The sequence below is a fragment of the Microbulbifer sp. genome, assembly GCF_051659245.1.
Lineage (GTDB): Bacteria > Pseudomonadota > Gammaproteobacteria > Pseudomonadales > Cellvibrionaceae > Microbulbifer.
In genome coordinates, this window is the sequence record NZ_JBOFOC010000028.1 from 24,426 (window position 1) to 37,304 (window position 12,879).

Genomic DNA, 12,879 nt, shown 5'->3' on the forward strand with positions numbered 1-12,879 from the left:
TCCTACAGGCACTGTCGTGCGAAGCATCGCGAAAAAGTTTAAACGGGCCCTTGTAGGAGCGGCGGGGCGGCCATCCGCCCATGGGCGCGATCAGTCTTTCCGTTCACAACAACGCCGCCTTCCCGTGCGAAGGCGGCGTTGTCGGTTGTGGATGTAAGCCCGCCTCAATAGCCGGTCATTTCCAGGTAACCGACCCCCGTGTGGCTGCCCTCCACCACCACGTCGCCTTCCCAATAGGGGAAAGCCGTATCCATCCAGCGATCCGTATGGCGTGCACTTACAGTCACGTCCAGATCCCGGGACGCAAGACGCAACCGCCACCGGGTGGGCACCTGGCGCCCGGCCACCGGGCTGTATGTCATAGGCTTTAATTGCAGGTCGTCGCCGGCAAGCGGGGTCTGTCGTCCGTCCGCATCGATCCAGCTTCCCGAGACATAGTCACCGCCTTCCTCACCACCGCCACGCAGGCGAAAAGCCATCAGCTTGGCACCGCTTTCCAGGTGCAGGGAGAACCAGTCCCACCCCCGCTGCCCCGCACCCAGCAGCTGACTGCTCCACTCGCGATCCAGCCAGGCCCGGCCGCTGACTTCGCGTGTCTCGCCGTCGATCTCCACCTGCCCTTCGACCCGGTAAAACGGTTGGCTGTAGTAGTAGGAGCCCTGACCATCGGCGGACTTCTGGCTGAAGCCTGCCTCGCCGTGCAATACCAGCGGACCTTCGGCATTCAGCGCGAGCCGGTAGCCGAAGTCATGCCCTTCATCGCTGCCTTGCGCCGTAATCCACAGCAGATCCAGGGTGTCGCCGGCGGAGGCGGTCGAGCGGCTTTCCATTCGCCAGTGATCCAGCCAGGCGGCAAATGGTTCGAGCTCAACACCGGCCTGCCCACGCCGGTCGGGCAGCGTCATGCCGCGGGCGAAGCGCTCGGAGACGAAATGCGCATCCGGTGTCGACAGCGCGGCGTGGGCCATCCATAGCTGGCGGCTGGCCCAGGGCGAGTCGCTGCGCCCGTCGCCATCATCGGGAGGGGACAGCGCCTGGCGGAACAGTGTCCACTGGATACCCAGTGGCGTGCCGTCGGCGTCTTCCAGATTGGCGGTCAGGTACCACCATTCGATGCGGTAATCGGGATGGGCACCGTGATCTTTGGGGAAGCGCAAGGTAGCTCCCGGGCGTGCCTGGGCGTAGCCTTCCGCCTCCTCCCCCAACCCGGCAAAGCTTTGCGGTGGCGGTTCGGTGTCCCGCTGTTGCAGGGTCAGCAGCGCGAGCAGCAGCGTCACCAGCGCCAGCCAGGGGAGAAAACGTTTTGCGGGTCCGGCCGGGCTCATAAGGCTTCGAACTCCGTCAGCAGAGTGCGCGGCGATGTGCGCCACAGCCGCCAGGCCGGCAGCACGGCGGCGAGAAGGGCCACGCCCAACGCCAATGCCAGGGTGGCGGCGATCTGTGCGGGGAAGATGTGCAGCGGCAGTCGCCAGCCGAAGGCCGCGACGTTGATCACTGCAACCAGGCACCAGGACAGTGCCAGCCCTACCGGTACGGCGAGCAGCGCGGTGACCAGGGCCGCGCCGCCGAGTTGGGCGACGCCCGTACCAGCCAGCGGCCCGCGCGAGACTCCCAGTGCCCACAGGGGCGCGAGCTGGCCGCGGCGCTGTCCGGTCTGGGCCAGCAGGCTCGACAGCAGAGCCAGCCCCGCGACCCCGAGTGTCAGGGTGTTCAGGGCCCGGGTGATGGCGAAGGTACGCTCGAAGATGTCGGTCGAGCGGCGCCGGATCTCGCGCTGGTCGATCAGGCTGCCACCACCGATACCCAGGGCAGCCCGGCTCAGATCGCGGCGCAGTGTTTCGGCCGCCTCCGGCGACTCCCGTGCGAGCAGGATAGCGATCGAGTCGGGCGAGGTCTGAAAGCGTTCGCTGAGGGCGGCCGCGGTCAGCATCACCTCCCCGCGCGGGTTGCCGTAGTCGGGATAGACCGCGGCGATCGGCAGTTCCAGCGGCCCGGTGGGGCTCGACAGGCGCAACCGTTGTCCCGGTGCCAGACCGGTGGCCAGGGCGAGCTGCTCGTTGATCATCGCCGCGCCCCGGGCGAAGGCCCGCCATGCCGACGCGGCATCCTCCTCCTGGCTCGCCAACAGGGGCCAGCTTTCGGTCAACACGGGATGGGGCGTGACGCCGTACACGCTCACCGGCTGGGACTGATACTGAGAACCCTTGGTGGCAAGCAGGGTGGCCTCGGTACTTGCGCGGGGCAGCAGGGTCTCGATCTCGTCGCGGGATTCGAGCCAATCAATGGCGGCCTCGTACTGCGCGGGGGGCGGACGCAGGTAGAGATCGGCGACCAGGCGCTGGTCGAGCCATTCGAGAAACGTCAGGCGAAAGCCGCCGACCATGCTGCCCACACCCAGGTTGGCCGACAGGGCCAGCAGCAGCGCCATCATTGCCACCGACAGCCGTGGCAGTTGCAATTGCAGGTCGGCCAGCGCCCATTGGGCCAGCGGATGCCGGCGAAGCGGGCGGCCGGCGCCGACCAACAGCATGGCCAGCAGCGGTGGCAGCCACAGTGCGCTGCCGAGCAGCCCCGCCGCGACCATTACGAAGCCCGGGGTCAGCCCCTCAGCCGGCGGCTGGCGGTCGAGCCATACCAGCAGGCCCAGGGCGACCAGCCACAGCAGGCCGCCGGCGAGCGCCATGCCCCGCAGCTGGCGCAGGAACCGGGCGCGCCAGGCCTGGGCGTGACCCAGGCCCAGCACATTGAGTTGGGCCGCCCGCCACAGCGTGCCGAGCCCGGCGGTCAGGAGCCCGCCCAAGGTCACCGCCAGTCCCCCCAGCCAGTAGTACCACGGAAGGGCCAGTTCACCGCCCACGCGCTCGCCATAAAGAGCCTGCAGGCTGGCGGCGACATCGGGTAGCAGCCACTGGGCCAGCCACACGCCACTGAGAATACCCAGCGCGGCGCCCAATAGCCCGAGCAGCAACAATTCGCCCAGCAACAGGCCGACCAGCGCCCGGCCCGATACCCCAAGGGCGCGTAGGGTGCGCATCAGCCCCAGGCGTTGCTCGAGCGTCAAGCTGAGCGCGGCGTGCACGATCAACAGCCCCACCACCAGGGCCAGCAGACCCATGGCGGTCAGGTTGAGGTGGAAACTGTCGGTCAACTGGCCCGGCGGCACCAGGTTTGCAGCGGCGCTGCGCACCAGCGAGTCGGGCAGTTCGACACGAGCATCCGACGCCACCAGCAGATGGCTCGGGCCGTCGCGTGCGAGCAGTTCGAGGGCGGCGGCGATGTCCATTACCGCCACGCCGGGCGGCAGCTCCGGTGCCAGCTCCAGCGGCGGCAGCGCGCGACCATCGGCCAGGGGCGGGAGCGCATCGTCTTCCGCCGTCAGCGCTGCCAGCGTATCGGGGGCCAGGCGGGTGCGGTAGGGAGGCTGCAGGAAGTCTTTCAGTGTCCCTATACCACCGGCGCTCCGGAAGCTACTGCTTTCCGGCAGGGTCAGTGGATCGATGCCCAATACCTGCAGGCGTTTGCCCCCGGCGAGCTCGAGTTCCCCCTCCACCAGTGGCGACACCGGGGCACCAGTCAGGCGCAGCGACAGGTAGTCATCCGGGGTGAGCGGGCGGCCATCGCGGCGTTCGAGCCGGTCCTGCCCGGTGCTGAACAGGGCTTCGGCTCGCGCGTAGCTGTCGCGGGCCGAGGCATTGATCGCCTGCACGCCGCTCCACAACGCGCTGGCCACCCACAGCCCCAGCAGCAACATGGCGAGTTGGCCGGGATGGCGGCGATAGTGCGAGAACAGGGTGAGAAAGGCGGTTCGCGGTGATGCGGCATTCACGGCGAGGCCTCCTCGATCCGGCCGTGTCTGAGCCGCAGACAGCGATCGAGGGGTTCCGCCACTCGTGGGCTGTGGGTGACCATCAGCAGTGCGCAGCCTCTGTCCCTGACCAGTTCCAGCAACAGCGCCAGCACCTCGTCGGCGCTGTTTTCGTCGAGGTTGCCGGTGGGTTCGTCGGCGAGCAGTAACGCCGGGCGCGCCGCCAGGGCCCGGCCGATCGCCAAGCGCTGCTGCTGGCCGCCGGAGAGCTGTTCCGGATAGCGCCCGGCCATTCCGGCAAGGCCCAGGCGCTCGATCAGCTCCCGGCTCCAGGCGGCATCCTCACGCCCGGCCAGCCGAGCCTGCAGGCGCAGGTTGTCGGCTGCGGTCAGGCTCGGCACCAGGTGGTACTGCTGGAACACCAGCCCGAGCCGCTCGCGGCGCAGTCGAGCCCGCGCGGGCTCGTCGAGTGCCGACAGCGGCTGGTCATCGAGGCGCACTTCGCCGTCGTCGGGAATATCGAGCCCCGCCGCCAGGTGCAGCAGGGTCGACTTGCCACTGCCCGACTCGCCCATCAGAGCCAGGCTCTCGCCGGCGGCCAGGCGCAGATCGGCGCCCCGGAGTACCGGCAAGGGACCTTGTGGTGTGGGGTAGGACTTTCCGATACGGCGAAGTTCGAGCATGACGTTCCCTGGCGGCGATCGAGCCCGGTCATGTTCCTACAAAAGAGGTGCCACCCGAAAGGACACTTTCGGCATTAGGGGTGTTATCGAAGAACTCCGCCCGGCACCGCTCAGCTCCGGGCACAGGGAAGGGATGGGTTTACTGGGAAGCCACCCAGAAAATGCAGGTTGCGACAAAGATAGCCACCAGCGCCACCGCCGCTATGGCATCGACAAAATCATCGCTTTCACTGGATACAACTACTTCTTTACTCATCGAAATACTCCGATACCAATTATTGTTCTTGACCGTAGCCGGACCGCTTCAGAGCGGTCGCTTCAAGTAGAGCAAATCCCCGCCGGCAGCGCAAGCGAGCCCATCCCGGCAATAGAAAGCACTTATAACTATTAGTTACTAAGCTAGCGAAAAAAATTGTTATTTTTCGCATAAGCCCGCTGGTATGTTATGCGCCGCGGGAGATGCCTGTGGGTGTGCTCCTGTCCGGGCTATAAAGCGCTAAAAGGCAATGGAATCAAGTTGTTATGTATCGATACGACGAGCGGGACCACACCATTATCCAGGAGCGGGTGGCACAGTTTCGCAGCCAGACGGAACGCTACCTGGCCGGTGAACTGAGCGAGGAGCAGTTTCTGCCCCTGCGCCTGCAGAACGGCCTCTACATCCAGCGGCTGGCTCCCATGCTGCGTATCGCAGTGCCCTACGGCCTGCTGAACAGCGCGCAGTTGCGCCGGCTGGCGCGCATCAGCCGCGACTTCGACAAGGGCTACGCCCACTTCACCACCCGCCAGAACCTGCAGTTCAACTGGCCGCAGTTGGAGGATGTCCCGGATATCCTCGCCGAACTGGCGGAAGTGGAGATGCACGCGGTACAGACCAGCGGCAACTGCATCCGCAACACCACCTCGGACCCCTTTGCCGGCGTCGCCCGGGACGAAATCGCCGATCCGCGCCCCTACTGCGAGCTGATCCGCCAGTGGTCCACCTTCCACCCGGAATTCGCCTTCCTGCCGCGCAAGTTCAAGATCGCGGTCAGCGGCAGCGAGGCCGACCGCGCGGCGATCCGCGTGCACGATATCGGCGTGCAGATCGTCAGGCGCGGCGACGAGATCGGCTTCCAGGTCCTCGTCGGCGGCGGCCAGGGCCGCACACCGGTGATCGCCGAGCAGATTCGCGACTTCCTGCCGGAGGAGGATCTCCTCTCCTACCTGGAAGCCATAGTGCGCGTCTACAACCAACTGGGCCGGCGCGACAACAAGTACAAGGCGCGCATCAAGATTCTGGTGAAGGCCCTCGGCGCCGAGGAGTTCGGCCGCCGCGTGGAGCGGGAATGGGAGCAGATCAAGGACGGCGCCGACAAGCTCACGGATGACGCGCTGGCCTGGGCCAAGGCCTTTTTCACCGCACCGGAGTACAAAACCTTCGACGGCGCCGCCAGCGACGCCGCCCTGCGGGCCCAGGCGGAGGGTGACAAGGCCTTCTCCCGCTGGCTGGAGCGCAACAGCTTCCCGCACCGGGTGCCCGGCTACCGCGCCATCACCCTGTCCACCAAGCCCACCGGGGTGCCCCCCGGCGATGTCACCGACCGCCAGTTGGAGGCCATCGCCGACCTGGCGGATGAATACAGCTTCGGCGAGGTGCGCGTCACCCACGAACAGAATGTGGTACTGGCGGACGTCCCCCAGGATCGATTGTTTGAGCTCTGGCAGGCGGCGCGCAAACAGGGTTTCGCCACGCCCAATATCGGCACCCTCACCGATATGATCTGCTGCCCCGGCGGCGATTACTGCTCCCTGGCCAACGCCAAGTCCATCCCCGTGGCCGAGGCCATCCAGCGCAGGTTCGACGACCTGGACTACCTCTACGACCTGGGCGACCTGGACCTGAATATCTCCGGCTGCATGAACGCCTGCGGCCACCATCACGTGGGCCATATCGGCATTCTCGGCGTGGACAAGAAGGGCGAGGAGTTCTACCAGGTGCAACTGGGCGGCAGCTCCTCCGAAAACGCCAGCCTGGCCAAGGTACTCGGCCCCAGCTTCTCCCGCGCGGAGGTGACGGAGGTAATCGGCAAGATCCTGGATATCTACCTGGAACAGCGCCGCCCGGAAGAACCCTTTATCGACACTTACAACCGCATCGGCCTGCAACCGTTCAAGGAAAAAGTCTATGCCAAAGCCAGCTAGTTCAGGCCCCCAGCCCGCCAACCCGGCGCAACTGATTCTCGACGACCGGATAGTGGCCAATGAGTGGCGCCTGCTGCCGCAGACCGACGAGGAGAGCGGGATAACAGCCGAATCCCTCGCTCCGGGCAAGGTGATTCTGCCCTACTCTCTCTGGCAGCCCCTGCGCGACGCCCTGGCCCCGCGCAAAGCCGAGATCGGCGTCTGGCTGAACAGCGATGAAACTGCGGACCTGATCGGCGAGAACGCCGGGGAGCTGCCGCTGATCGCGGTGCACTTCCCCGCCTTTGCCGATGGCCGCGGCTTCACCACCGCGCGCCTGCTGCGCCAACGCTATGGTTATCGGGGGGAATTGAGAGCCGTAGGTGGCTTTATGCGCGATCAGCTCACCTATCTGCGCCGCTGCGGTTTCAACGCCTATGCCTATGAGGGCGAGCAGCCGCTCTCCGGCCTGCTGGAATCTCTGAACGACTTCAGCGAGAGCTACCAGGCCGCCGTAGACCAGCCCCTACCGCTCTTCCGCCGCCGCGGCCTCGTTTAGAGCTGCGACTGCTCTCCCGTCACCCGGCACGGCCGGCTCCGGCGCTCCGATCGCCGGACCCGGCCCGCATCGGGGTGACGAGTTCAGAATATCCCCCCACTCCCCCTGTGGACATTCTCCACTGCTAAACTGCTGATAAGTCATTGTTGTTGACCGCAGCAGGCGGCTCGCGCACAGCTGGAGCAGTGTATGCCCACGCACTTCTTTGTCCTCGGGCTGGACCCGTTACGCCTGACCTACCTCGAAAGTATCCACCACCCCGAGGCGTATCGATTCCACCCCCTGCTCGAACTCGAAGAAGTGGTACTCGCGGAAAATTACCCCTACGATGCGCTGCTACAGAAAGCGGAGCGCCAGCTTCGCGAATTCCCCGAGCCCATTGCCGGCATCCTCGGCCACTGGGATTTTCCCACCAGTGCTCTTCAGCCCCACCTGAGCGAAAAACTCGGGCTTCGCTCCGCTTCCCTGCAGGCGGTACTCAAATGCGAGCACAAATATTGGAGCCGCCTGGAACAGCGGAAGGTACTGCCGGACTGGACCCCGGGCTTCTGCGCCATCGACCCGTTCGCCCGGGAACCCCTGGATCAGGTGACCATCAACTACCCGCTCTGGCTCAAGCCCATTAAGGCCCACTCCTCCTACCTGGGTTTTCGCGTCGACAACGAGCGGGTCTTCCGCAGCGCAATTGAAATGATCCGCAAGGAAATTCACCGCTTCGGCGATCCTTTCAACCAGGCCCTCGCCCATATATCGGTGCCGCCGGAAGTAGCTCCGATCAACGGTAACTGGTGCATTGCCGAGGAAATCATCACCGGCAAGCAATGTGGTATCGAAGGCTCGATGCTGGATGGGGAATACCATGTACACGGCATAGTCGACACGGTAAAAGACAGCAAAAACCAGAGCTTTACCCGCTACGAATATCCCTCAGTCTGGCCCCGGCAAGCGCAGCAAAAAATCTGTGCCGCCGGTGAAAAACTGCTGCGCCACCTGGGCTTCGACAACTCGGCATTTGGAATCGAGTTTTTCTGGGACGAACAGAAAAATACATTCAAGGTCCTGGAGATCAACACCCGTATCTCCCAGTCTCACAGTGACCAGTTTATCAAGGTGCACGGCGTGTCCAACCACCAGGTTTCGGTAGACCTGGCACTGGGCCGCACACCGGATCTCAGCAACTGCCGCGGAAAGTACCGCTCCGCCGCGAAATTTATGCTGCGGCGCTACGGCGAGGCACGGGTAAAGCGCGTTCCCAGCGCGAAGGAAATTCAGGCAATCGAATCGGCAGTGCCCGACAGCAAGGTAGAAATCACCGTCGAGCAGGGCCAGCACCTCTCGGAAATAATCAACCCGGACAGCTACAGCTACGAAATCGCCAATATTTTTCTGGGAGCCAAGAACCAACGCGAGCTGCTCAAAAGCTATCGCCAGCTCGCCGGCAAGCTGCACTTCGAATTCTCTGATGGCAGGGAGCCGGAGGCGTTCCAGTTCAATCATGTCCGGTACTAGAAAATGAAAGTGGTGGAGGAATTCCCGCACGCGGTGGAAATGCGCGAACATGTGGAAATTCCCATGCCCGACGGCTGCCGCCTGGCCGCGCGGATCTGGCTGCCGAAGACAGCCATGCAGCGGCCGGTGCCGGCGATCCTGGAATATATTCCCTACCGCAAGCGGGATATGACCCGGCTGCGGGACTCCATCATGCACCCCTACCTGGCGGGGCACGGCTACGCCTGTGTACGCGTGGACCTGCGCGGCAGCGGCGAGTCCGGCGGTGTACTCAAGGACCAATACCGGCAGCGGGAACTGGACGACGGCGTGGCGGTAATCCGCTGGCTTGCGGAGCAGCCCTGGTGCGACGGTAATGTGGGGATGATGGGTATCTCCTGGGGCGGCTTCAACGCCCTGCAGGTCGCCACACTGGCACCGCCGCAGCTCAAGGCTGTGGTATCCGCCTGCTCCACCGACGACCTCTACCTGGACAACATGCACTATATGGGCGGCTGCCTGCTGACGGACAACCTGTCCGAAGCCACCACCATGTTCTCGGTGAACACCTGCCCGCCGGACCCGGCGCTGGTGGGCGAGCACTGGCGCGATATGTGGTTCCAGCGCCTGCGCCACAGCGGTCTTTGGCTGGATATCTGGCTGCGCCATCAACACCGGGATGGCTACTGGGAGCACGGCTCGGTAAGCCAGCACTACGGTGCCATCCGCTGCCCGGTGATGCTGGTGGGCGGCTGGACCGACGGCTATACCAACGCCATCTTCCGCCTGCTGGAACATCTCAAAGTACCGCGCCAGGGACTGATCGGCCCCTGGGGCCACAAATACCCACACCAGGGGGTGCCGGGTCCGGCGATCGGCTTCCTGCAGGAGACCCTGCGCTGGTGGGACCACTGGCTGAAAGGGATGGACACCGGGATCATGGACGAGCCCATGCTGCGCGCCTGGATGCAGGACAGTGTGCCCCCCACCACCCGATATCTCGAACGGCCCGGCCGCTGGGTGGGGGAAAGGCGCTGGCCGGCGCCGGACATCCGCGAAGTCAGCTACCCACTGGACTCAGGCCGCATACTGGTGGGCAATGAATCGCCCCGCTCCCGGGAGGAAATGGTGGAGATCCAGTCACCACTGAGCGTCGGGCTGTTTGCCGGCAAGTGGTGTTCCTATACCTCCGCGCCGGACCTGCCTCACGACCAGCGTGAGGAAGACGGCGGAGCCCTGGTCCTCGAAAGCGCGCCGCTGGATAGAGAGGTGGAGATTCTCGGGGCCCCCTCTGTCCAACTGGAGCTCAGCTGCAACCAGCCGGTAGCCATGGTCGCCGCGCGGCTATCCGACGTGGCACCGGACGGTAAAGCCACCCGGGTAACCTATGGCCTGTTCAACCTGACCCACCGCAACGGCCACACCGAGCCGGAACCGCTGACGCCGGGCAAGCGTTACCGAATCTGGGTTTCAATGAACTATATCGGCCAGAACTTCCCCGCCGGCCACCGGCTGCGCCTGAGCCTGTCCACCTCCTACTGGGCCCTGGCCTGGCCGCCCCCCAAACCGGTGCGGCTCAGCGTCTTCCCCGCCGGCAGCCGGCTGATACTGCCGGAGCGTGACCCCCGCCCGGAGGATGAGGAGATCCGCTTTGAACCGCCGGAGGGGGCCAGGCCGATGGATGTCCAGTTCATAGAAGCCCCCAACCACAACTGGCTGGTGCACCGGGACCTGGCCTTGGATGAATCGGTACTGGAAGTGATCAAGGACGACGGCCTGAGGTATATCGAGGAGATCGATATGGAAGTCGCCAACCGCACCTGGAACTGGTACAGCTATCGCGATGACGACTTTATGTCACTGAAAGGCGAAACCCGCACGGAACGCATCTTCCGGCGCGGCAACTGGTCCGTGCGTACCACCACCCGCACCCTACTCACCGCGGATACAAACAACTTCTACATCCACGCCGAACTGGACGCCTGGGAGGGCGACAATCGGGTCTTTGCCGAGAACTGGCACCGACAAATCCCCCGGGACCACCTCTGACCGCCCCTCCCCCGGGGCTGGATTTCCCTCCGCCAAAACGTCAATAATGCGCGCGTAATTCACTGAGTAGGCGGGACCCGCTCCCCCACCCAATCGAATAGTAGATAAGAGCACATCCATGCAAGTTGAGTCTGTAAATACCCTATTGAAGTCCAGCGACCGCGAGGGCGGCAGCACCCGGGTGCAGGGCTGGATCAGAACCCGCCGCGACTCCAAGGCCGGCCTGTCCTTTCTGGCCGTGCACGACGGCAGCTGCTTCGATCCCATCCAGGTGGTGGTCGAATCCCATATCGCCAACTACCAGTCGGAGGTGTTGCGCCTGACCACCGGCTGCGCGGTGGATATCGAGGGCACCATCAAGCCCTCCGAAGGCAAGGGCCAATCTATCGAAATCCTGGCGACCTCGGTACACGTGGTCGGCTGGGTGGAAGACCCGGACACCTACCCCATGTCCCCCAAGCGCCACACCATGGAGCACCTGCGCGAACACGCCCACCTGCGCCCGCGTACCAACGTCAGCGGCGCCGTGGCGCGGGTGCGCAACTGCATCGCCCAGGCGATCCACCGCTTCCTCCACGAGCGCGGCTTCAATTACGTACACACCCCGATCATCACCGCCTCCGACTGCGAGGGCGCCGGCGAGATGTTCCGGGTGAGCACCCTGGACCAGACCAACCTGCCGCTGACCGACAAGGGCGAGGTGGATTACTCCCAGGACTTCTTCGGCGAAGAGAGCTTCCTCACCGTTTCCGGCCAGCTCAACCTGGAGAGCTACGCCCTGGCGCTGTCCAAGGTCTACACCTTCGGCCCCACCTTCCGCGCGGAAAATTCCAACACCACCCGTCACCTGGCGGAATTCTGGATGGTGGAACCGGAAGTCGCCTTCGCCGACCTGGCGGATATCGCCAGCCTCTCCGAGGAGATGCTGAAATACGTATCCAAGGCGGTACTGGAAGAGCGCGCCGACGATATGGCTTTCTTCGCCCAGCGCATCGACAAGGAAGCCATCTCGCGGCTGGAAAACATTATCGGGAACGACTTCGCGCGCATCGATTACTCCGAGGCCATCGAAATCCTGGAAAAGTGCGGCGAGAAATTCGAATTTCCGGTCGCCTGGGGCGTCGACCTGGCCTCGGAACACGAACGCTACCTGGCCGAGAAGCATTTCAGAAAACCGGTGATCGTCCTCAACTACCCGAAGGACATCAAAGCCTTCTATATGCGCATGAACGACGACGGCAAAACCGTCGCCGCCATGGACGTCCTGGCCCCCGGTATCGGCGAAATTATCGGCGGCTCCCAACGGGAAGAACGCCTGGAAAAACTCGACGCGCGCATGGACGAAATGGGTATTCCCATGGAACACCTGGACTGGTACCGGGACCTGCGCCGCTACGGCACAGTCCCCCACGCCGGCTTCGGCCTCGGCTTCGACCGCATCGTTTCCTACGTCACCGGCATGGGCAATATCCGCGACGTGATTCCGTTTCCGCGCACGCCAAAAAATATCGCCTTTTGAATGGAGCCCCGCAATGCGGGGCCTTCCCTTTCACTTTGGAGAGGCGCCCCCCTGGGAACGCCGAGCTCCAGCTCGGCCCGCGGGCCGCAGGCCCGCCCTCCCCGCTCATCAAGCTGCCCCTCTAGCACCCAATTCGAGGCAATCGATAACGAGGTCGTCCGTGATAAGCGCCCATTTGCTGTTTTTATATACAGAATTTACCTGCATCATCACACGTCAAGCAGAATTCAGCAGCAGCTTCGTCCATCTACGGAAAATACCCGCTAACTCATTGACTTTTAAGGGATTTCCAATATGATCAAAAGCACCTTTAATGAAAAGATATAAAGCCAAATTGCACCATCTATCCGTAGAAAATGGCGCCAACCTAGTCGAACTTATTGATTTTTAAGATTTTTCTCCTGTAGAGATATCCGAGAGGTCTGTGGATAGAGAGCTGGTAAGTATATTGCGGTGTCTTTTTAATTAACTGTTAAATGTCCATATGAACCGAATCAAAACTACATACAATTTACTAGGGAAGTGGAACTTAGGTGGGTTGGTTTTGCTGTCGCTGGCTGTCACTTGGTCTCTTACCTATCTACGCATGACTGAGTATCTAAACGAGAGGGGT

At 63.5% G+C, this 12,879-nt stretch carries 8 protein-coding genes; 5 read left to right on the plus strand and 3 right to left on the minus strand.

Annotated features, from left to right (window positions below):
- Positions 1-164 precede the first annotated feature (164 nt).
- From ACRC0P_RS03310 to ACRC0P_RS03320, 3 genes are read right to left on the minus strand one after another with little or no spacing between them, the layout of a single operon-like run.
- The gene (locus ACRC0P_RS03310; RefSeq protein ID WP_438628365.1) at positions 165-1,325 is read right to left on the minus strand and encodes a lipocalin-like domain-containing protein; all 1,161 of its coding nucleotides are present in this window, start codon (positions 1,323-1,325) and stop codon (positions 165-167) included.
- On the minus strand, positions 1,322-3,826 hold the full coding sequence (locus ACRC0P_RS03315; protein WP_438628366.1) for an ABC transporter permease: 2,505 nt from the start codon (positions 3,824-3,826) through the stop codon (positions 1,322-1,324). Before ACRC0P_RS03315 ends, ACRC0P_RS03310 begins: the two co-directional genes overlap by 4 nt.
- Positions 3,823-4,488: an ABC transporter ATP-binding protein gene (locus tag ACRC0P_RS03320; RefSeq protein ID WP_438628367.1), complete on the minus strand. Its 666-nt coding sequence runs from the start codon at positions 4,486-4,488 to the stop codon at positions 3,823-3,825. The genes ACRC0P_RS03315 and ACRC0P_RS03320 overlap by 4 nt, the downstream gene beginning before the upstream one ends.
- 522 nt (positions 4,489-5,010) lie before the next feature.
- Between ACRC0P_RS03320 and ACRC0P_RS03325 the strand changes: the two genes are divergently transcribed.
- The 5 genes from ACRC0P_RS03325 (at position 5,011) to asnS (ending at position 12,266) form a co-directional block, all read left to right on the plus strand.
- Entirely contained in the window at positions 5,011-6,672 is a 1,662-nt protein-coding gene (locus tag ACRC0P_RS03325; protein ID WP_438628368.1) for a nitrite/sulfite reductase, read from the plus strand.
- On the plus strand, positions 6,656-7,210 hold the full coding sequence (locus ACRC0P_RS03330; RefSeq protein ID WP_438628369.1) for a DUF934 domain-containing protein: 555 nt from the start codon (positions 6,656-6,658) through the stop codon (positions 7,208-7,210). Before ACRC0P_RS03325 ends, ACRC0P_RS03330 begins: the two co-directional genes overlap by 17 nt.
- Before the next feature lie 189 nt (positions 7,211-7,399).
- Entirely contained in the window at positions 7,400-8,719 is a 1,320-nt protein-coding gene (locus ACRC0P_RS03335; protein WP_438628370.1) for an ATP-grasp domain-containing protein, read from the plus strand.
- 3 nt (positions 8,720-8,722) lie between these two features.
- Complete coding sequence (locus ACRC0P_RS03340) at positions 8,723-10,747, plus strand: CocE/NonD family hydrolase (RefSeq protein WP_438628371.1); 2,025 nt, start codon at positions 8,723-8,725, stop codon at positions 10,745-10,747.
- A gap of 118 nt (positions 10,748-10,865) precedes the next feature.
- The gene (gene asnS / locus ACRC0P_RS03345) at positions 10,866-12,266 is read left to right on the plus strand and encodes an asparagine--tRNA ligase (protein WP_438628372.1); all 1,401 of its coding nucleotides are present in this window, start codon (positions 10,866-10,868) and stop codon (positions 12,264-12,266) included.
- Positions 12,267-12,879: the final 613 nt, after the last annotated feature.

Excerpts from the sequence above, each read along its gene's own strand:
- ACRC0P_RS03310 (WP_438628365.1), bottom strand. The coding sequence starts at position 1,325 with ATGAGCCCGGCCGGACCCGCAAAACGTTTTCTCCCCTGGCTGGCGCTG.
- ACRC0P_RS03320 (WP_438628367.1), bottom strand. The coding sequence starts at position 4,488 with ATGCTCGAACTTCGCCGTATCGGAAAGTCCTACCCCACACCACAAGGT.
- ACRC0P_RS03325 (WP_438628368.1), top strand. The coding sequence starts at position 5,011 with ATGTATCGATACGACGAGCGGGACCACACCATTATCCAGGAGCGGGTG.
- ACRC0P_RS03330 (WP_438628369.1), top strand. The coding sequence starts at position 6,656 with ATGCCAAAGCCAGCTAGTTCAGGCCCCCAGCCCGCCAACCCGGCGCAA.
- ACRC0P_RS03335 (WP_438628370.1), top strand. The coding sequence starts at position 7,400 with ATGCCCACGCACTTCTTTGTCCTCGGGCTGGACCCGTTACGCCTGACC.
- ACRC0P_RS03340 (WP_438628371.1), top strand. The coding sequence starts at position 8,723 with ATGAAAGTGGTGGAGGAATTCCCGCACGCGGTGGAAATGCGCGAACAT.
- asnS (WP_438628372.1), top strand. The coding sequence starts at position 10,866 with ATGCAAGTTGAGTCTGTAAATACCCTATTGAAGTCCAGCGACCGCGAG.